At 62.4% G+C, this 20,382-nt stretch carries 18 protein-coding genes; 6 read left to right on the top strand and 12 right to left on the bottom strand.

The window, feature by feature from the left end; genetic code table 11:
- Window positions 1–222: 222 nt before the first annotated feature.
- Together BGO64_RS05595 and BGO64_RS05600 are read right to left on the bottom strand one after the other, a co-directional pair.
- Window positions 223–516, bottom strand: a complete 294-nt coding sequence (locus BGO64_RS05595; protein ID WP_010675423.1) for a YeaC family protein — start codon at window positions 514–516, stop codon at window positions 223–225.
- A gap of 60 nt (window positions 517–576) precedes the next feature.
- Entirely contained in the window at window positions 577–2,010 is a 1,434-nt protein-coding gene (locus tag BGO64_RS05600; RefSeq protein ID WP_201968614.1) for a glyceraldehyde-3-phosphate dehydrogenase, read from the bottom strand.
- Between the two features lie 211 nt (window positions 2,011–2,221).
- Here BGO64_RS05600 and BGO64_RS05605 point away from each other — a divergent pair, with 211 nt between their 5' ends.
- Window positions 2,222–3,025 (top strand): DUF2989 domain-containing protein, encoded by an 804-nt coding sequence (locus tag BGO64_RS05605; RefSeq protein WP_286700312.1) that lies wholly within the window; start codon window positions 2,222–2,224, stop codon window positions 3,023–3,025.
- Window positions 3,022–3,579: an NUDIX domain-containing protein gene (locus BGO64_RS05610; RefSeq protein WP_041212486.1), complete on the top strand. Its 558-nt coding sequence runs from the start codon at window positions 3,022–3,024 to the stop codon at window positions 3,577–3,579. Before BGO64_RS05605 ends, BGO64_RS05610 begins: the two co-directional genes overlap by 4 nt.
- Window positions 3,580–3,641: 62 nt before the next feature.
- On the opposite strand, the gene sppA is transcribed toward BGO64_RS05610, so the two are convergent.
- Window positions 3,642–5,486: a signal peptide peptidase SppA gene (gene sppA, locus BGO64_RS05615; protein ID WP_286700313.1), complete on the bottom strand. Its 1,845-nt coding sequence runs from the start codon at window positions 5,484–5,486 to the stop codon at window positions 3,642–3,644.
- 321 nt (window positions 5,487–5,807) lie between these two features.
- Between sppA and BGO64_RS05620 the strand changes: the two genes are divergently transcribed.
- The 3 genes from BGO64_RS05620 to BGO64_RS05630 all read left to right on the top strand — a co-directional run bounded on the left by BGO64_RS05620 (window position 5,808) and on the right by BGO64_RS05630 (window position 10,109).
- Window positions 5,808–7,835, top strand: a complete 2,028-nt coding sequence (locus tag BGO64_RS05620) for an NADPH-dependent 2,4-dienoyl-CoA reductase (protein ID WP_201894375.1) — start codon at window positions 5,808–5,810, stop codon at window positions 7,833–7,835.
- A 107-nt stretch (window positions 7,836–7,942) separates the two neighbouring features.
- On the top strand, window positions 7,943–8,491 hold the full coding sequence (locus BGO64_RS05625) for an NAD(P)H nitroreductase (protein WP_214002467.1): 549 nt from the start codon (window positions 7,943–7,945) through the stop codon (window positions 8,489–8,491).
- Window positions 8,492–9,029: 538 nt separating this feature from the next.
- Window positions 9,030–10,109, top strand: coding sequence for a methyl-accepting chemotaxis protein (locus BGO64_RS05630; RefSeq protein WP_286700314.1), 1,080 nt, complete (start codon window positions 9,030–9,032; stop codon window positions 10,107–10,109).
- Between the two features lie 20 nt (window positions 10,110–10,129).
- Here the strand turns inward: BGO64_RS05630 and BGO64_RS05635 are convergent, their stop codons facing one another.
- From BGO64_RS05635 to BGO64_RS05645, 3 genes are all read right to left on the bottom strand, one after another.
- Window positions 10,130–10,678 carry a sugar O-acetyltransferase gene (locus tag BGO64_RS05635; protein ID WP_286700315.1) on the bottom strand — a complete coding sequence of 183 codons (549 nt, stop codon included), beginning with the start codon at window positions 10,676–10,678 and terminating at the stop codon, window positions 10,130–10,132.
- A gap of 427 nt (window positions 10,679–11,105) precedes the next feature.
- The gene (gene prmA / locus BGO64_RS05640; protein WP_010675412.1) at window positions 11,106–11,984 is read right to left on the bottom strand and encodes a 50S ribosomal protein L11 methyltransferase; all 879 of its coding nucleotides are present in this window, start codon (window positions 11,982–11,984) and stop codon (window positions 11,106–11,108) included.
- A gap of 531 nt (window positions 11,985–12,515) precedes the next feature.
- Window positions 12,516–13,532, bottom strand: a complete 1,017-nt coding sequence (locus BGO64_RS05645; RefSeq protein WP_069784403.1) for a zinc-binding alcohol dehydrogenase family protein — start codon at window positions 13,530–13,532, stop codon at window positions 12,516–12,518.
- Between the two features lie 100 nt (window positions 13,533–13,632).
- Between BGO64_RS05645 and BGO64_RS05650 the strand changes: the two genes are divergently transcribed.
- A complete protein-coding gene (locus BGO64_RS05650; RefSeq protein WP_042014452.1) occupies window positions 13,633–14,505 on the top strand; it encodes a LysR family transcriptional regulator in 873 nt (290 codons plus the stop codon).
- Here BGO64_RS05650 and BGO64_RS05655 read toward each other — a convergent pair whose 3' ends face one another.
- From BGO64_RS05655 to aroQ, 6 genes are all read right to left on the bottom strand, one after another.
- Window positions 14,506–15,930, bottom strand: a complete 1,425-nt coding sequence (locus BGO64_RS05655; RefSeq protein ID WP_286700316.1) for a PTS transporter subunit EIIC — start codon at window positions 15,928–15,930, stop codon at window positions 14,506–14,508. It lies immediately after the preceding gene.
- Between the two features lie 87 nt (window positions 15,931–16,017).
- Window positions 16,018–17,475, bottom strand: a complete 1,458-nt coding sequence (gene panF / locus BGO64_RS05660; protein ID WP_043153258.1) for a sodium/pantothenate symporter — start codon at window positions 17,473–17,475, stop codon at window positions 16,018–16,020.
- The gene (locus tag BGO64_RS05665; RefSeq protein WP_039040309.1) at window positions 17,465–17,713 is read right to left on the bottom strand and encodes a YhdT family protein; all 249 of its coding nucleotides are present in this window, start codon (window positions 17,711–17,713) and stop codon (window positions 17,465–17,467) included. The genes panF and BGO64_RS05665 overlap by 11 nt, the downstream gene beginning before the upstream one ends.
- A gap of 269 nt (window positions 17,714–17,982) precedes the next feature.
- Window positions 17,983–19,323 (bottom strand): acetyl-CoA carboxylase biotin carboxylase subunit, encoded by a 1,341-nt coding sequence (gene accC / locus BGO64_RS05670; protein WP_010675406.1) that lies wholly within the window; start codon window positions 19,321–19,323, stop codon window positions 17,983–17,985.
- Between the two features lie 15 nt (window positions 19,324–19,338).
- Window positions 19,339–19,800, bottom strand: a complete 462-nt coding sequence (gene accB / locus BGO64_RS05675) for an acetyl-CoA carboxylase biotin carboxyl carrier protein (RefSeq protein ID WP_286700317.1) — start codon at window positions 19,798–19,800, stop codon at window positions 19,339–19,341.
- Between the two features lie 36 nt (window positions 19,801–19,836).
- On the bottom strand, window positions 19,837–20,286 hold the full coding sequence (aroQ, locus tag BGO64_RS05680) for a type II 3-dehydroquinate dehydratase (RefSeq protein ID WP_039040307.1): 450 nt from the start codon (window positions 20,284–20,286) through the stop codon (window positions 19,837–19,839).
- Window positions 20,287–20,382: the final 96 nt, after the last annotated feature.

The following is a 20,382-nucleotide window of genomic DNA, read 5'->3' on the forward strand; positions in this document are numbered from 1 at the left end:
CGGGAGAGGGGATAGATCGAGGTGGCGAGGTTTGCCATGAAGATCGCCGGTAGGTGGCCCGCTGACTGCTCGCAGGGGAGTGCCAGCTCCCTTCTCCCCTGGTGGGAGAAGGGCCGGGGATGAGGGGGATGAGTCATCCTGCATAGAGAGGAAAAAAAGAGGGGAGCCATAATGGCTCCCCTCTTTCGCTTCGTTACCGCGATAGGTGACGTGCGGCCTGCCTCAGTGGCTAAGGTCTACCCGTACTATCTCTTCCTCATCGCGATACTGGCGCTTGAGCTCGCTCTTGCTCTTCATCACGATCTCGCCGTCACGGCCGATGTTCATGTGCTCGGGGTTCTCAAGGTGCATCGCCTGCCAGGCCATCACGGCCTGCAGGGAAGTGGCCTTCTGCTCCTCGGTGAGGGGCTTGCCATCCGGCCATTTGCCGAGCTCGACCGCAGTCTTGAGCCGCTCGTACACCTCTTTGGGCATCTGCGCTATCGCTTGTTGAAACGTCACTTGCTGAGACGACATCCGGCCTCTCCTTGAAAATTGAGCCATGAACACGGGTTCCGGCGGGCAGATCCTGTCGGACTATACCGGTAGATCCTGGCGGACTACGCCAGCCATCTGCTCCATCACCCGTACTACCTGACAACTGTACCCGAACTCGTTGTCATACCACACGTAGAGCACGCAGTGATCCCCCTCGGCGATGGTGGCCTGGGAGTCGACGATGCCCGCAAAACGGGAGCCCACCATGTCGGAGGAGACCAGCTCGGTGCTGGCGCTGAAGTCGATCTGGCGATGCAGGGCCGAGCTCAGCGCCATCTGCTGCAGATAGGCGTTGAGGCTCTCCCGATCGGTGGTCTGTTCCAGCGACAGGTTGATGATGGCCAGGGACACGTTGGGTGTGGGCACCCGGATGGCGTTGCCGGTCAACTTGCCCTTGAGCTCCGGCAGCGCCTTGGCCACCGCCTTGGCGGCACCGGTGCTGGTCATCACCATGTTGAGGGCTGCGCTGCGACCGCGGCGCTCGCCTTTGTGATAGTTGTCGATGAGGTTCTGATCGTTGGTATAGGAGTGGACCGTCTCCACGTGGCCGTGGCGGATGCCGTACTTGTCCTGCATCACCTTGAGCACCGGGGTGATGGCGTTGGTGGTGCAAGAGGCGGCGGAGACTATCTTGTCATCCGGACCTATCACCTCGTGGTTGACCCCGAACACCACGTTCTTCATCTCCCCCTTGCCGGGGGCGGTCAGCAGTACCCGGGCGGCGCCGCGGGCCTTGAGGTGCTCGGACAGGCCCGCCTCGTCACGCCAGACGCCGGTGTTGTCAACGATCAGCGCATTGTCGATGCCGTAGGCGGTGTAGTCGATGTCGGCCGGGCTGTTGGCGTAGATCACCTGGATGAAGGTGCCGTTGGCGATGATGGCGCTGCGTTCTGCATCCACCTCGATGGAGCCGTTGAAGGGGCCGTGCACCGAATCGCGGCGCAGCAGGCTGGCACGCTTCTCCAGATCCCCGTCGCGACCGCCGCGCACCACGATGGCGCGCAGGCGCAGGGAGTTGGCGGCGCCGGTGCGCTCGATGAGCAGACGGGCCAGCAGGCGGCCGATGCGGCCGAAGCCGTAGAGCACCACGTCGGTCGGGGCGGGCACAGCACTGCGGTTCAGGGCCGGTGCCAGCTTGGCGCGCAGATAGTCCTCGATGCCGGCTTCATCCTGGTGATCTTGCCAGTAGCCCACGGCCAGTTTGCCGAGATCGACTTCGGCGGCGGTGGGGTTCAGGGCCAGGATGGCTTGCAGCAGGGGAAAGCTCTGTTGGATAGGGAGGGGGGCTCCCTGGTGGCGGCGAACGACCCGGTGGGCCTTGAGGATATCGATGGTGGAGGCGTTTTGCAGGGGGCGTCCGTAGAGGGTGATCTCTATCCCTTGCTGTCGGTAGAGGCGACCTATCAAGGGTTGCATGGCTTCGGCGAGCTCCTGGCTCTCCTGCCACGCCTGCAAGTAGTGCTCGTGGGTCATTAACCAGATCCTTTTATTTCACGTTGTTGAAGCAAGTTGCCTGGGCAAATTGAAATTCGTCGAAGGCAGATCAGTGTAGGGCTGATGGTTTCGTTATATTATTCTGCAATCGCGGCCTTATACGGCGCGCGCATTGTAATGGATATGTAGCCTGTTTGCTAGTTGGCGGTGGCCGGTGCGGGTTGCGATTGTTATCAACCAGATGTGAACCATGACCCTATTCTCACAGCGTCCGTTACTGCTTTCCCTCGCTTGTTGCCTGACGTTGACGGCCTGCGACGACGACAGGATCCACAACATCTGCTCCCAATATCCCGCCCTGTGCGCGGACCTGGTGGACGACGGCTGGTGTCGCTATGAGCGCAGCGACGTCATTCGCGGTCGTTACTATCTCCAGGAAGAGGGGACGGACAGGCGCAAGTACGATCTGATGCGCGGCCTGGAGCGTTATCTGCAATGCGCCGAGCACTCCACCAACATCGAGTACAAGCGGGCCAGGGAGCAGAAGAGCCCCAGAGTGGAAGGGATGCTGGCCGCCGGCCGTCAACTGGAGCAACTGGATGCACAGACCCGGGGCTCCCGGGATCCCTACCTGCTGCTCTGGCACTGGACCAACACCACCAGCCCCGAGGCCCGCGCCAGCTTCCTCGCGCAGGAGGGGACGCCGAGCCTCGAGGAGCCCGAGCTGCAACTGGCGCTCGGCGGCATTTATGCCAAGAGCGAGCCCGAGAAGGCCATCAGGCTGATGCACCATGCGCTCTCTCTCTATCGGGAGGGGGACAAGGTCAACAGCCGGATCCTCACCGCCCTCAGCACCCTCTACATGGGGCAGAAGCGATTTGATCAGGCCTATCTGTGGGGCAAGGTGAGCGAGTCATTCCAGGAGAGCCCCGAGGTCTCCGCCACCCGGCTCGGCATTTACCATGCCATCGGCAAGGAGGAGCAGGAGACGCTGGACGACCAGGCGGCCACCATCGTCGATGCACTCAGGCAGGGGAGCTACCGCACACCATGAATCCGACCCTGACAGAGGTCCGGGAGTGGGCCCATCCCTTCGATATCCGTCTCGTGCACGGCCAGATCCGCGGCGAGGACAGGGTGCTTGAACGGGCCACGGTGAGGGCCGTGGTGATGCGTGGTGATCGACTGCTGCTGGTGCACTCCAGCGTCAACGGGGATCTCATGTTCCCCGGTGGCGGCATCGAGCACGGGGAGGCGCACGATGCGGCCCTGGCCCGGGAGCTGCGGGAAGAGTGTGGCGCCGAGCTGGTGGCCGTGGGCCCCCTGCTGGGAGAGACCCGGGAGTATCGTGCCGCGCGCGAGCCGGATTACGATGCCTACTGCATCCGATCGTCCTATTACCTCTGCCGGGTCGGGGAGGACTGGAGTGCGCCGCGCCCCCAGCCCTACGAGATCCGCCTCGGCTTCACGCCGGGCTGGTTCCCCCTGGCCGAGGCCCTGCAGACCAACAAGACCCAGCTGGCGGGTCCCTGTCCCCAGTGGACGGCGCGAGAGACCCGGGTGCTGGCAGAGTTGCACCGCTGGCAAGCGTCCGGCTTGCTGACCTGACAAGGCCGCTTGCCCCATAAAAAAACCGCCTGTCGGCGGTTTTTTTATGGCTGTCCCCGGCGTCAGGTGAGACAGACCGGGCAGAAGGCGTAGGTGCCCTGGGGATCGTTGAAGCGGGTCAGCGGGTCCAGAGTGCGGTTCATCTCCAGCAGCGCCTTGCCAAGCCCGGCGGGCAGCCAGCTTTGCAGGTGCGGGGCCAGCGCCTGGGCGCTGCTGTCAAACAGCTCGCGCAGGAACTTGTCCCTGGCCGACTCTTCCGGTGCGATGGGGGTGACCTGCCAACTTTTGAGGTTGGCGAGATCGGCGGCCGCCTTGAGGGCGTCATCCAGATTGCCGAACTCGTCCACCAGCCCCAGTGCCTTGGCATCCTGCCCGGTCCAGACCCGGCCTTCGGCGGCTTTTTCCGCCTCTTCCGGGCTAAGGCCCCGGCCCTTGCCCACCAGGCCGACAAAGCGCTGATAGGTGTCTTCCACGCTCAGTTGAATGGCTTCACCCACGTGATCCGGCAGGGCACGGGTCAGCCCGACCCCCACGAAGTCGGTGGTGCCGACGCCGTCGGTGTGTACCCCGTACTGGGAGAGCGCCTTGTCGATGGTGGCGAACATGCCGAACACCCCGATGGAGCCGGTGAGGGTGGTGGGGGAGGCGAAGATCTTGTCCGCATCGGCGGAGATCCAGTAGCCACCGGAGGCGGCGTAGCTGCCCATGGAGATGACCACCGGCTTGCCCGCCTGTTTCAGGGCCAGCAATTCGGCGCGGATCTGCTCGGCGGCGAAGGCGCTGCCGCCGGGGCTGTCCACTCGCAGCACCACGGCTTTCACCTGATCGTCACGGCGGGCTTCGGCCAGCAGATCGGCAAGGCTGTCGCCACCGATGGTGCCGGCAGGCTGGACGCCATCCATGATGGCGCCGCTGGCGGTGATGAGGCCTACCTCATCCTTGCCGCTCTGGGGGTACTGCTCCGGGATGGCGGCCAGATACTCTTTCAGGCCCACGCCTTTCCAGCCATGATCATCGGCCTCGCCCACTTCCTTGATCACCGCCTGGGTCATTTCGTCGCGGGTGGCGAGCTGATCCACCAGACCGTTGTCGAGGGCGTAGCTGGCCGCATTGCCACCGGCCTTGCGCAGCAGATCGAGGAAGTGATCCTTGTTCGGTGCCACGGCATCCGGTTCGATCTCCCGCTGCTCCGCCACGTCGGCCACATAGGATTGCCATAGCTGATCCAGCCAGCGCTGGTTCGCCTCCTTGCTCTCGGGGGACATCTCGTCCCGGGTGTAGGGCTCGACGAAGGACTTGTAGGTGCCGACCTTGAAGACGTGCGGGGTGATATTGAGCTTCTCCAGTGCCGACTTGAAGTAGGTCTGGTAGACACCCAGCCCCTCGATCAGCACGGCACCACTCTGGTTGAGCAGCACGTGGTCGGCGTGGGCGGCGAGCAGATAGGCCCCCTGGCTGTAGTAGTCCGCCATGGCGATGACCGGCTTGCCGCTCTCCTTGAAGGCGTCGATGGCGGCCGTCACCTCCTGCAGTTTGGAGAGGCTGGCCCCTTGCAGACCCTGGGGTTTGATCACCAGCGCCTTGATGCGATCGTCATTCCCCGCGCTCTTGATGGCCCACAGCAGATCGGAGAGGACGATTTCGCTTGGCTGCTCGTCCCCCTTGTCCATTTGCCTGAGCAGTTGCACCGTGGGATCGGTCTGGGTGCGCTGTTCTACCAGCACACCGGAGAGATTGAGGGTGAGCGCCCCCTCGATGGGGGTGCTTGGGGTCTCGCTCTGGCTGACGCTGAAGACAATGACCAGCACGACGAGAAGAAACAGCAGGTTGACCAGCATCAAGCGGGTAAAGTTGAGCAGGCGCCAGAGGCTGCGAAAGAGCCATCCCAGACCTTTGAAAATAGACATAGCTGCGTTGTCGCCCTGTTAATGGGTTGAGAGCAGCCATTATTAACCAGTTGCGCAGCCAATTGCCATTTCCCCTTGAGTCGACTGCCTCCCCGCCACTTCGGAACACGGCTGTTCGCTGAAAAAATGTCCAAACATTTGTTTGAAAAAGAGTTTTCGATTCTTTACTCTAGCTCCAGTTTGATAACAAAAAATTAACTGAAAGGCCCGATGAGCCGGCCCCACCTCCACCCACCGCTTCTTTTTACTGCCCGTCACCCGAGGCAGCCAGGAAGGCTGGAGCATGACCCCGTGCACATCGACCTCGACAAGGAGTGCATCATGAGCCGTTATCCCACGCTGCTGACCCCCCTCGATCTGGGTTTTACCCAGTTGCGCAACCGCGTACTGATGGGGTCCATGCACACCGGCCTCGAGGAGGAGAAGGGGGGCTTTGACAAGCTGGCCGCCTTCTATGGTGAGCGGGCCCGTGGCGGGGTCGGTCTCATCGTGACCGGCGGTATCGCCCCCAATTTGCGGGGGCGGCTGGTGCCCCACGGCTCCCAGCTGAGCTTTCCCTGGCAGGTAGCCAAACACCGCAAGGTGACCGAGGCAGTGCACCAGGAAGGGGGCAAGATAGCGCTGCAGATCCTTCATGCGGGCCGCTACGCCTACCATCCGTTCAGCCTGGCGCCGAGCGCCCTCAAGGCTCCCATCTCCCCGTTCAAGCCGCGGGCCATGAGCGAGCGGCAGATCCGCGGCACCATTCGCGACTTCGCCGCCACTGCGGCGCTGGCCAAGGCGGCCGGTTATGACGGGGTCGAGGTGATGGGGTCGGAAGGCTATCTCATCAACCAGTTCATCTGCGAACGCACCAACAAGCGCACCGATGGCTGGGGCGGCAGCAGCGAAAACCGCATGCGCTTCCCGGTGGAGATTGTCCGCGCCATCCGTGAGCGGGTGGGCACGGATTTCATCATCATCTTCCGCCTCTCCATGCTGGATCTGGTGGAGCAGGGCTCCTCCCTTGAGGAAGTGATCGCACTTGGTCGGGCACTGGAGCAGGTGGGGGTGACCCTCATCAACACCGGTATCGGCTGGCACGAGGCGCGCATTCCCACCATCGCCACCAGCGTGCCGCGCGGTGCCTTCAGCTGGGTGACCGCCGAGCTGAAAAAGCACCTCAAGGTGCCCCTCATCACCACCAACCGCATCAACACCCCCGAGGTGGCGGAGCGCATCCTGGCAGGCGGCGAGGCGGACATGGTCTCCATGGCGCGCCCCTTCCTGGCGGACCCCGAATTCGTCATCAAGGCGGCTGAAGACAGGGCGGACGAGATCAACACCTGCATCGCCTGCAACCAGGCCTGCCTCGACCACGTGTTCAAGCAAAAGCGTGCCTCCTGCCTGGTCAATCCCCGCGCCTGCTTTGAGACCGAGTTGACGTTTGGCCGGGTGCCCCAGCCCAAGAAGCTGGCGGTGGTGGGGGCGGGTCCTGCGGGGCTGGCGTTTGCCTGCTACGCCGCCGAGCGGGGCCATCAGGTAAGCCTGTTCGATCAGGCGAGCGAAATCGGCGGCCAGTTCAACTTTGCCAAGCAGATCCCGGGCAAGGAGGAGTTCCACGAGACCCTGCGCTACTTCGCCAAACGGCTTGAGAAGTGCGGCGTCGAGCTCTATCTGGGCCAGCGCCAGAGTGCCGAGAGCCTGCTGGGCGGCGGTTTTGACGAGGTGATCCTCGCCACCGGCATCCGCCCGCGCACTCCCAACATTCCGGGTATCGAGCACCCCAAGGTGTTGAGCTACCTCGATGTATTGCGTGATCACAAGCCGGTGGGCGAGAAGGTGGCGGTCATCGGCGCCGGCGGTATCGGCTTCGATGTGGCCGAATACCTGGTGGAGAAGAGAGGATCGCCGGATGCTGCAAGCCATCGCGATCACTGGCTCAAGGAGTGGGGCATCGACAAGCAACTGGGTGAGCGCGGCGGCCTGACTACCCCCGAAATCGATGCCCCCGAGCGCCAGATCTGGTTGCTCCAGCGCAAGGAGAGCAAGGTGGGCGACGGCCTTGGCAAGACCACCGGCTGGATCCATCGCACCGTGCTCAAGAATCGCAAGGTGCAGATGCTCTCCGGCGTCCAGTACCTGCGTATCGACGATGCCGGGCTTCACATCCAGGTGGGCGACCAGCAGCAGTGCCTGCCGGTGGATCAGGTGATCATCTGTGCCGGACAGGAACCCCTCAAGGAGTTGCAGGCTGGTCTGCAGGCTGCTGGCAAGCCGGTGCACATCATCGGCGGTGCCGACGTGGCCGCCGAGCTGGATGCCAAACGCGCCATCCGGCAAGGGGCGGAGCTGGCTGCCGTCATCTAGCCTCCCGACCCTTTCGTATCCTGACAAACCCCTGAACCCCAGGGGTTTTCTTCATCCAGTGCTGTGCTAAGGTAGCGCCATCATCGCCTTTGACAAGGAACTGCCCCATGGATGCCCTCCATCTGTTACTCAATCGCCACTCCTGTGGTCGTCTGGCCGAGCCTGCCCCGAGTGGCGAAGTGCTCGACAATATCCTCAAGGCCGGGCTGCGGGCGCCGGATCACGGCACTCTGACCCCCTGGCAGTTCATCCTGTTTGAAGGGGAGGGGCGTGAGCGCCTGGGGACATTGCTGGCCGATGCCGCCCATGCCCGTGGCGAGGATGCGGACAGTGTCGAGAAGTGCCGCGCCGCGCCACTGCGTGCTCCCCTGGTGATCGCGGTGGCGACCCGTTATCAGGCGCACCCCAAGGTACCGAAACTGGAGCAGGAGCTCTCTGCCGGTTGCGCCCTGATGGCGATGCAGATGGCGGCCCAGGCCCAGGGCTTCAACGGCATCTGGCGCTCCGGCTGGTTCATCTTCGACGAGCAGATCCATGGTGCACTGGAGCTGGCACCGGAGGATCAACTGGTGGGCTTCCTCTACCTTGGCACCCCCATGCTGGAGGCCCGCAAGCTGCGCGAGTTGCCCATCCAGGACTTCGTGCGCAGCTTCTGAAGCGCAGAACGCCAAAAGCCCTGATTATTCAGGGCTTTTTTGTTTTCTGACAAAGCCGTCAGGCTGTACTGATAAATGCGCACTTGCCAAGAGGGGAGAAGGGGGTTGGCCGGACATTTTTTGAATTGTGAGAGATTCTTCTCACTCCTGGTTTATTACGCTATGTAAAACGTTTGCGCCGCGTTATTATCCCACTGCCAGTTTAGAAGGTGACCCCTTCTAATTTTCTGCGATGAGAGTCGCAATTCCGTAGCACCTTTTTAGAGCCCAACGTCTTGATGACATTGGGCTTCATTTTTTGCGGGATCGGCACGTCAGCGTTCTTTCTCCTCTGCCTCTTCTCTACCTCACCCGGCCTCTTTCCGGCGATCTTTTGCACAGTCATTGATGTGGCCTCGATTGGAATTAGGACCAGGGTCAAATATCCTGCATTTGCAGGTGAAATCCGGCCCGGGATCCGCCAGCATCGGCAGAGACAAGAGAGCCAGAGGCTTCCCTTCGACGTCGACTGTCCGCACCTTTGCCATCCGGAGGCCATATGTGGTTCAACCGCAAGCTTGAAAAAGAGAATCAACAGCTCAGGGAGGCGATGCTTCTCAAAGAGCAGCAGCACCAGAGCGAGCTGGCCGAATTGCGTGCCACCATCGGTGAATACGAGCACATGCAGCGCACCAGCCGGGAACGTGGCGATCTCTTCAATCAGGTGATCTCCTGCCAGAACCAGGGAGGTGAGATGCTGCAGAGCGTGCGGGAAGCGCTGGCTGGCAGTGCCGAGCACCTGATGGCGGAAAAGGGAGCGCTCTGCGAGCTGGATCAGCTCTTTGCCCAGACCCGGGGCGCCATCACCCGTCTCTCCAATCGCGCCCATGCCATCACGGATGAGGCGGCTCGCAGCCTCGTAGCCGTCCATCAGCTCGATGCCAGCACATCCGCCATCAACCAGTTCGTGACCGCCATCCAGGGGATTTCGGAGCAGACCAACTTGCTGGCACTCAATGCGGCCATCGAGGCGGCCAGGGCCGGTGAAGCTGGTCGAGGATTCGCCGTGGTCGCCGATGAGGTGCGTCAGTTGGCGAGCAAGGCCCATGAGGCCAGCAGCCAGATCGAGGTGCTGGTCAGGCAGATAGTGGCCCAGGCACAGGAGATCAAGTCCATCATCGATGACAACCAGGCCAGTGCCGCCGAGGTGGCGACCTCCTCCTCCCAGATCGATGTGGTGGTGACCCAGGTGTTGGCACAATCTGGCCGGATGCAGCAGGTGATCCACAGCGCGGCCACCACCTCCTTCCTCAATACCACCAAGCTGGATCACGCCGTCTGGAAAAACACCATCTATCGGCTCATCGATCAGCAGCATTTTCACGAGCCGGTGAGCGACCACGCTCAGTGCAGGTTGGGTAAATGGTATTTAGAGGGGCAGGGTGCCGAGCTCTTTGCCCACAAGCCGGGCTTTCGTGAACTGGACGGGCCGCACAAGCGGGTCCACGAGAGCGGCAAGGCTGCCCTGCACGCGCGCGAGCAGGGGGATATCAAAGGGATGGTCGAGCAGCTCAAGACCATGGAAAACGCCAGCATGCAGGTGGTGTACTGCATCGACCGCTTGCTGGAGAGCGCCTGAGCGAGCCTCGGGCCCTCTGCCTAGTCTTTGACTAGTAAAAGCCGGGCCGGGTTGCCCACTACCATGGCGCCGGCCGGCACGTCTTTGGTGACCACGGCTCCAGCGCCCACAACAGCTTCCCGCCCTATGGTGATACCGGGCAGCAGGATGGCACCTCCGCCAATCCAGACCCTGTCTTCAATGGTGACCGGCAGCGCCGTCTCAACCCCCTGAATGCGCTCATCGGCATCCAGCGCATGGGCGGCGGTGTAGATCTGCACGTTCGGCCCAATCATCACCTCGGCGCCGATGCGAATGGGGGCGTTGTCCAGCAGGGTGGCCCCCATGTTGATGTAGCTGCCCTTGCCAAGGTGGATGTGGCGGCCATAGGTGCAGTAGAGGGGCGGGCAGATGAAGGCACCCTGTGCCAGCTCGCCGACGATCTGCAGCAGCAGCGCCAGCTGTTCATCCTCCTCGTCGCTGTGATTGAAGCGGCGGTACAGGCGGGCCGTCTCCCGGCGCAACAGATCCAGCTCTGGCGCCATGCAGTTGTAAGGCTGGCTGGCGATCATCTTCTCGTATTCGGTCATGACTGGGCCTCGATGGGGTGGAGGAAGAGAGGATAAGCCATCGGAGAGCGGAGAAGCGTGAGGCTCTCCCCAGAGTGGGCAGAAGGAGAACGGCGTCCGGAAACGACAAGGGCACCCTGGGGTGCCCTTGTCGTTCAGCGACCTAAGTGTTGCCGCCGTGGCTTGTTGTTTATCAGCCGAGTTTGCGGCCGATGGGTTGGTTGCCACAGTAGCTTGTTGCTTATCAGCCGAGTTTGCGGCCGATGGGTTGGCAACTGCCGTGGCTTGTTGCTTATCAGCCGAGTTTACGGCCGATGGGTTGGCAGCCACCGTGGCTTGTTGTTTATCAGCCGAGTGTGCGGCCGATGGGTTGGCAGCCACCGTGGCTTGTTGCTTATCAGCCGAGTTTGCGGCCGATGGGTTGGCAACTGCCGTGGCTTGTTGCTTATCAGCCGAGTTTGCGGCCGGAGAGGCGGCACCACTCCTCTTTCACGGCGGTCGGGTCCATCTCGAACCACTGGCCATAGATGGTCTCCAGCTCCGGCGCCTGGCTTTCCAGCACGCCGGAGAGGGCCATCAGGCTGCCCGCTTTGCCGTGACCGGCGATCAGCGGCGCCAGCTCCCGCAGCGGGCCGGCCAGGATGTTGGCGACCACCACGTCCGCTTCGACGTCTTGCGGCTGATCCGCCGGCAGGTAGAGTTCGATCTGGTCGGCAACGCCATTTCGCTCGGCGTTGTCACGGCTGGCCTGGATGGCCTGAGGATCGATGTCGATGCCGATGACCCGGGCGGCCCCCAGTTTCAGGGCGGCGATGCCGAGGATGCCTGAGCCGCAACCAAAGTCGACCACGGTTTTGCCGGCCAGATCCAGCCCGTCCAGCCACTGCAGGCAGAGAGCCGTGGTGGGGTGGGTACCGGTGCCGAAGGCCAGGCCCGGGTCCAGCATGACGTTGACCGCATCGGGGTTCGGCACGTCGCGCCAGCTCGGGCAGATCCAGAGCCGCTCGCCGAACTGCATGGGGTGGAAGTGATCCATCCATTCGCGCACCCAGTCCTTGTCTTCCAGTTGCTCGACCTTGTAGCCCACGTCTTCACCGAAGATCTGCTGGAAGAAGGCGATGGTGGGAGCCGGATCGGTTTCGGCGTCGAACAGCCCCATCACTTCGGTCTCGCCCCAGAGCGGGGTTTCACCGGGCATGGGCTCATAGACGGGCACATCCTTGGCATCCATAAAGGTCACCGCCTGGGCCCCACGCCCCAGCAGCATGTTGCTCACCTTGTCTGCGGTCTTGGCAGTGGCGTTGATTCGAATTTGTATCCAGGGCATGGCGTCGGCTCTTCATAAATGTGAAACCGCGGGATTCTATCATCATGGGCCCGTGCTGTCGTGGTTTGACCATGGCCTCATGGGGAAGGGAGGTAACTCTGCCAAGTTGGCACGGTTAATGTATTCCTTCATGGGTGACGGGAAGCAACTTGTTCCCGCTGAATGCTTTGCTCTATGAAGTTCCGTCATCTTTTTTCAGCCACCTTCGGGTGGCTTTTTTTATGCCGGTGCGCTGAAAAGCGGTTAATTGGGAGGGAAAAGCAGAGATTGGCACGCTATCTGCAAAGTTACAGATGTCCTGCATAAGGATATGTGTGTGATTGTTACCCCAACGTTCAGGTTTTTAGGGCCATCCCGACGGGATGGCCTCTTTTTTATGGTTTTTTCGGGGGAGATGCCCCGTCAGGGACAAAGGTCACCTGCGGGGCTGTGCACTCTTGGGGCTTGTCACTGGTGATTTCACCCCATGATGGTGCATTTATTTACCTACAAGGGAATAGGCTGGACGGTAAGGCCCGCTTGGGCTGTGCCTCAGCGATGGAAGCCGCTCATGTCGATCACCAGCTTGCCCACCATGCGACCCGCTTCCAGCTCGGCATGAGCCCGGGCCAGGGTGAGGGGGGTCAGTTCGGGCACCACCTTGCTGAGGGTGGTCTTGAGCACCCCTTCATCGATCAGGGCCGCGACCCGGCCGAGCAGGTTGTGCTGCTCTATCATGTCCGGGGTCTGGAACAGGGAGCGGGTAAACATGAACTCCTGGCTGAAGGTGACGCTCTTGGGCTTGAGCAGACCCAGATCCCAGGGTTCACTGGACTCGGCGATGGTGCAGATATGACCAAACGGACGGATGAGGCTGGCCATGGTGTTCCAGTGCTGCTCGGTGGCGTTGGTGCAGAAGATGGCATCCACCTCGCTGATGCCGAGCGCCTTGAGCTCCGCCTGCAGATGGTGATGGCTCACCACCTGGTGGGCCCCCATGTCCAGGCACCACTCCCGTGTTTCGGGGCGCGATGCGGTGGCGATCACCTCCATGCCGGTAAGCTGGCGGGCGAGCTGGATGGCGATGGAACCGACCCCGCCGGCGCCCCCGATGATCAGCAGTCGCCCGGTGCTTTCGCGGGTAAGGCTCATGCGCTCGAACAGGGTTTCCCAGGCGGTGATGGCGGTGAGCGGCAGGGCGGCGGCTTCCAGATCGGTCAGGGTGACTGGGGCGATGGCGGCAATGCGCTCGTCCACCAGTTGCAGGGCGCTGTTGCTGCCCGGGCGGCTGATGTCGCCGGCATACCAGACCCTGTCACCGGCCTTGAACAGGGTGACGTCGCTACCGACGGCGATCACTTCGCCCACGGCGTCCCAGCCCAGCACGCGGGGGCTGCTTTCGACCTTGTCCTTGGGGGCGCGTACCTTGGTGTCGACCGGATTGATGGAGGTGGCGTTGACCCGTACCAGCAGATCCCGCGGGCCCGGTGTCGGATCGGGCAGATCGCTCTCGATGAAGCAGTGGGGGTGGTTGCTTGGCAGATAGTGAGTCAGGGCGATGGCTTTCATGGCTTTTCCTTTCAAATAGCAGTGTTCGGGATTGCCACTCACTCTAGTCTGGATGATTATCAAGATTAAGATGGGTAATTGGTAAAGACTGTTTGAATATATGAACAATGTCGAACTGGAGTTGATGGGGCTGTTCGCCACCGTGGTGGAGCAGGGGAGCTTCACCGGGGCGGCCGAGGTGCTCGGCATGCCCAAGTCCTCGGTGAGCCAGAAGATCTCGCGCCTTGAATCCCGGCTCGGGGTGAGGTTGCTGCAACGCACCACCCGCAGGCTCAGCCTGACACCCCAGGGGGAGGTCTATGTGGCCCATTGTCAGGAGCTGCTGGCACTGGCGCGCAGCGCCAATCTGGCGATGGCGCGGTTGCGCGCGGCTCCTGGAGGGCGGGTGCGGATCACTGCTCCCGAAGCCACGGGAACCTTGCTGCTTGGTCGGATACTGGCCGAATTTCGCGCCCTCTACCCCGAGGTGGTGCTGGAGCTGACCCTTTGCGATGAACAGCTGGATCTGGTGGGGGAAGGTTACGATCTGGCGCTGCGGGCAGCGCCGCTGAAAGATTCCAGCCTCATCTGCCGGCGCATCGGCCAGGTGGCGCGCCATCTGGTGGCATCTCCCGGTTACCTAGCTGCCAACGGGACGCCGCTCCAGCTCTCGGAGCTGGCCGGACACGCCTGCCTGGTACATGGCTCCTTGCCGGTGTGGCCATTGCAGGAAGGGGGCTGGCGCCCTCGCGGGGCCTGCCAGAGCAACAGCCTGCTGGCGCTGCGGGAGCTGGCACTCCATGACGGGGGGATTGCCCTGCTGCCGGCCCATGTCTGCGGCGACGATCTGGCGGCGGGGCGACTGCTCAAGGTGCTGCCGGATCTCCTGGTTCCGGTGAACCCCTTCTATCTCATCTACCCGAGCCGGGAACACCTGGCCCCCGCCCTTCGCAGCCTGATGGACTTCGTGGCCGAACGTCTTCCCTTCGCCTGATCACTGGTGCTGGCCAAGGGGAGCCTGAGCCGGTTCGAGACCGAGCGGGACCGACTGGCGTTCCGCCAGCATGCGGATCTGCCCTTCGATGAGGCCGGCATGGGGGCCGAGCACCAGCACCAGCTGATGTTCGTTGAGCACGATCCAGGAGAGGCAACCCAGTCTGGCCAGGCAGGATTGATCCACCAGGGCCATGTCGCGAACTCGCAGGCTGAGGCGGGTCAGGCAGACGCTCATGGCCTGCAGGTTGTCCATGCCCCCCAGCATCTTGAGGTACTGGATAGCCAGCATCTGGGGATCGGTGGGGGCCACGGTCGCGAGCCGGGAGAGATCCTCGGCGATGGGCTTGCCCGGCAGACTGAGGGGAGCGTGTTCCAGCAGCCGGGAGAAGAGCAGGGCATAGACGACGAAGAAGAGGATGCCCAGGGGGATGAGCCAGAAGCTGTGCAGACCGGCGTGGTAGCTCAGCACCAGATCCAGCAATCCGGCAGAAAAGTAGCTGCCCACCTGGATGTCGAGCCCGCTGCAGATGGCCAGCGACAGCCCGGTCAGCAGGGCATGGGCCAGAAACAGCCAGGGAGCGGTGAAGGCAAACAGGAACTCGATGGGCTCCGTGATGCCCACCAGTGCCGAGGTGAGCGCCAGGGTGAGCAGCAGCCCTCCCTGGGGCAGTTGCTGCATCCGCTGGCGATGGATCCAGATGGCAAAACAGGCACCGGGCAGGCCGAACATGATGACCGGATAGAGCCCGGCCACATAGCCTTCATGCAGCGGCTGGGCGGTCGAGAGGGCTTGCAGGTTGCTCTCCCCGAGCCCCATGAGGCTGCCCAGCACCTGGTGCAGGCCGAGGGGGATCAGCAGCCGGTTCAGTACACCGTAGCAGAAGGCGCCAAATGGCGTGGTGAGCAGATCGGAGGCGAGCAGGGTGAGCCCCTGTTCCAGCAGCGGCCAGAGGATGGAGAGGGGAAGCACCAGCAGCAGGCAGGCCAGCGCCGAGAGCAACATGCCCGGCAGATCTTCCTGCAGCGGGCGCAACCAGCCCGGCAGCCGCAGAGCGCGGGCCCGGGAGCAGACGATGGCGGTGACGAGCCCGGCCAGCAGGCCGCAGATCATGTCCGCATGCAGCCCGGGCACCAGGGTGCCCAGCGCCGAGCTCAGCAGCAGAAAGTTGACCGCTCCGGCGAGCGCCTGGGCTCCTTGCCCCTGGCGACTCAACCCGAAGGCAATGGCCACCGCATAGATGAGCGGCATCTGGCTGAAGAGGGCGCGACCGGCGAGGGAGAGCACGGCGAGATCCAGCACGTCCGGTTGGCCGAGCCGGTGGAGCAGGGCGGCCAGGGGCAGGATGGAGACGGGCAGCAACAGGGCATAGCCGAGGCGCTGCAGGGACTGGGTCAGGATCTTTCTGGCGTTCTGGACTGGCATGGGGGCACGGTATTTGTGACGTGACGCACATTTTACCCGTGAGCCCCCATTTGGGAATAGGCGAGCCTTCCTTTATTGATCCTTTTCTTAATTTTGATCAAACAATCGACGGACACGCTGATCCGGGGCAGGAGTGAGCAGGCTGACCAGGACAAAGGCCGCCAGGCCAAGGGCCAGGCTCGGGACGATGGCGTGCAGGCCGGCCAGCTTGATCCCCCACTGGCTCAAGGTGCCGTAACAGAGGATGCCGCAGACCATGCTGGCCAGGGCTCCCGGGCCGTTGGCCCTGGACCAGTAGAGACCGAGCACCAGGGGCCAGAGGAAGACCGCCTGCAGGCCGCCGAAGGCGAGCAGGTTGAGCCAGATGATCATCTCGGGGGGCTGGAGCGCCGCCAGCAGCACCAGGGTACCCAGGATCAGGGTGCAGAGCAGGGAGAGGCGCGGCACCCGGACCTCCAGCTTCTCCTGCCTGGGGTTGAGGTAATTGAGGTAGAGATCTTTCACCAGGGTGGCGGAGGCCTGGATCAGCTGGGAGTCGATGGTGGACATGATGGCCGCCATGGGGGCGGCCAGGAAGACCCCGGCCAGCCAGGGGGGGAGCACCTCCATCATCAGGGAGGGCATGATCTTGTCCGGGCTGTCCATGCCGGGCAGGATGGCGCGGCCCAGTGCCCCGGCCAGGTGCATGCCGAACATCAGCAGGGCGCAGACGATGGTGCCGATGAGGATGCCCCGGTGCAGCGCCTTGCTGTCCCGGTAGCCAAAGCAGCGCAGCGCCGAGTGGGGCAAGCCCACCACCCCGATGCAGACCAGCACCCAGAAGCTCAGCATGAAGGGCTGGGTCAGCATGTCGCCGGCCCCCTGGGGGCTCACCAGCTTGGGATCTATCTCCTTGAGCTGGTGGACAAGATTCGGCAGCCCGTCACCGGCGATGAGGATGCCCGCCAGCAGGGCGCCAGTGCCGATGAGCATGACGATGCCCTGCAGGGCATCCGTCATCACCACGGCGCGAAAGCCGCCGATCACCGTGTAGAGCAGCACGCAACTGGCAAACAGGAAGAGTCCCTGCTGATAGCTGAGGCCAGTCGCCGTTTCCAGCAGGCGGGCGCCGCCGATGAACTGCACCACCATGGTGGCGATGAAGGCGAGGATGATGGTGACCGAGCCCAGCACGACCACTGCCCTGCTCTGGTAGCGGGCCCACAGCATGTCGTTGATGGTCACCGCGTTGACCCGGCGGGCGATGATGGCGAACTTCTTGCCAAGCACCCCCAGGGTGAGCCAGACGGTGGGCAGCTGGATCATCGCCAGCAACACCCAGCCGAGGCCGACCTTGTAGGCGGCACCCGGCCCGCCGATGAAGGACGATGCAGAGGTATAAGTGGCCACCAGGGTCATGGCGAGCACCAGCCCCCCCATGCTGCGGTTGCCGATGAAGTACTCCTGCATGAAGTTGCCGCCGGTCCGGTGGCGACTGGCCCAGAAACCGACCCCCAGTACCAGCACCAGATAGATGCAGAGCGGCAGCATCAGCTCAAGATTCATGGGGTGGTACCTCGCTATCCAGGGGAATATCGACGAACAGGCGATCCACCATGAGGGCGCAGAGGCCGATGAACAGCAGGGGCATCAGGATGCAACTGAGCAGGAACCAGAGGGGCAGGTCCCACAGCTCGAGATCCTCGGGGATGAAATAAGCCGAGCCATACCAGGCGACAAAGTAGAGCAGGGTCAGCAGCAGGCAGAAGGCTGCTTCCCGACGGGCGAGTGCGAAACGGTTCACTGTGGCCTCCGACGAGTGAGCGGGGCGCAAGAATAACAAAAAAGGGCCATGTCGCCATGGCCCTTTTTTACGTTGGTGATCCGGGTGGATCGCGCAATATCCCGATGAAAGGGGTCTTTGCAGACCCGACTTCTTGTGCAGGTAGTGGCTGTTCTGTGTTGCCACCGTGCTCAATGGGCCGGGCCTCAAGCCATTACAGACCCAACTTCTTGTGCTGGGAGTGGCTGTTCTGTGCTGCCACCGTGCTCAATGGGTCGGGCCTCAAGCCATTACAGACCCAACTTCTTGTGCAGGTAGTGGATGTTGGTGCCACCGTGCTGGAAGTTTTCGTCCTTCATGATCTCTTTTTGCAGGGCGATGTTGGTCTTGATCCCTTCCACCACCAGCTCGTCGAGGGAGTGACGCATGCGGGCGATGGCCACGTCGCGGTTCTCCCCGTAGCAGATCAGCTTGCCGATCATGGAGTCGTAGTAGGGGGGGACCTTGTAACCCGCATAGATGTGGGATTCCCAGCGCACGCCCAGGCCGCCCGGCGCGTGGAAGCGCTGGATGAGACCGGGAGAGGGCAGGAAGGTGGCCGGATCTTCGGCATTGATCCGGCACTCGATGGCGTGGCCACGGATGCGGATGTCCTGCTGGGTGATCGACAGGGGCTGACCGGCGGCAATGCGCAGCTGCTCCTTGATGAGGTCGACGCCGGTGACCATCTCGGTGACCGGATGCTCCACCTGGATACGGGTGTTCATCTCGATGAAATAGAACTCGCCGTTCTCGTACAGGAACTCGAAGGTACCCGCACCGCGGTAGCCGATCTCGAGACAGGCGCGCACGCAGCGCTCACCGATGAACTTGCGCATCTCGTCGGTGATGCCGGGGGCCGGCGCCTCTTCCACGACCTTCTGGTGACGGCGCTGCATGGAGCAGTCCCGCTCACCCAGATAGAGGGCGGTACCCTGACCGTCAGCCAGCACCTGGATCTCGATGTGGCGCGGATTCTCCAGGTACTTCTCCATGTAGACCATGTCGTTCTTGAAGAACTGGCCCGCTTCGGATTTGGTCAGCGCGATGGCGGAGGCCAGTTCGGCCTCGTTGCGCACCACGCGCATGCCGCGACCACCACCGCCACCGGCGGCCTTGATGATCACCGGATACCCGATCCGCTTGGCGATGGCGGCGTTGCGCTTGGCATCGTTGTCCACCGGGCCGTCGGAACCGGGTACGCAGGGCACGCCCGCCTTCTTCATCGCCTCGATGGCGGAGACCTTGTCACCCATCAGGCGAATGGTCTCGGCGCGCGGACCGATGAAGATGAAGCCGGATTTCTCGACCACTTCGGCGAAGTCGGCATTCTCGGAAAGGAAGCCGTAGCCCGGGTGGATGGCGACGGCACCGGTCACCTCGGCGGCGGCGATGATGGCCGGCACATTGAGGTAGGACTCACCGCTGGCAGGTTTGCCGATGCAGATGGTTTCGTCCGCCAGGAGCACATGCTTGAGCTCCCGATCGGCAGTGGAGTGAACGGCCACTGTCTTGATCCCGAGCTCTTTGCAGGCGCGCAGGATCCGCAGGGCAATTTCACCGCGGTTGGCGATGACTACTTTGTCCAACATGGGTGGCATTTTCCCTTATTCGATGATGAACAGCGGCTCGTCAAACTCGACGGCCTGACCATTTTCAACCAGGATCGCTTTGATCACGCCGGCCTTGTCAGACTCGATTTGGTTCATCATTTTCATGGCTTCGACGATGCACAGGGTGTCGCCGACATTGACGTGCTGACCGACTTCCACGAACGGCTTGGCTTCCGGGCTGGAGGAGCGGTAGAAGGAGCCCACCATGGGGGAGCGCATCAGATGACCGCTCGGGGCGGCATCGGCAGCAGGCGCAGCGGCTGCAGCCGGAGCAGCGGCAACCGATGCGGCAACCTGAGCTGCGGCCTGGGGCATGATCATCTGCGGGGCAACGCTAACCTGGCCGGAGAAATTACGGCTGATGCGAACGGACTCTTCCCCTTCGGAGATTTCCAGCTCGGCGATGCCGGACTCTTCAACCAGTTCAATCAGCTTCTTGATTTTGCGGATATCCATTAGCATTCTCTTTCTTCTTTATCTGATCAGTGATTATCAAGCCGCGCGCAACTGATGCACGGCCGCGGTTAAAGCGAATTGGTAACCATCGGCACCCAACCCGCAGATCACCCCCTTGGCGACATCAGACAGATAGGAGTGATGACGGAAGGGCTCCCTGGCATGAACGTTTGACAGGTGAACCTCGATAAAGGGGATGGCCACACCCAGCAGGGCATCGCGCAGGGCAACGCTGGTATGGGTGAAGGCGGCGGGATTGATGATGATGAAATCCACCTGGCCCATGGCCTGATGGATGCGGCCGATCAGCTCGTGCTCGGCATTGGATTGCAGATGTTCCAGGGTGACACCGAGTTCGCTGGCGCTGCGCGTCAGATCGGCGACGATCTCATCGAGCGTCTTGCTGCCGTAGATTCCCGGTTCCCGCTTGCCCAGCAGATTCAGATTGGGGCCGTTAAGCAGGAGGATTCGGTGATGTTGCGACATATTGAGTACATCCTCGATGATTATGCTGCTATCTATCAGCTATCTTTGGACTACCAAAAATCTAGCCAATTTTTGCACAAATCGGTGTGCCCTGAC

This window comes from Aeromonas sp. 62-46, from assembly GCF_001898585.1.
Taxonomy (GTDB): Bacteria; Pseudomonadota; Gammaproteobacteria; order Enterobacterales; family Aeromonadaceae; genus Aeromonas; species Aeromonas caviae.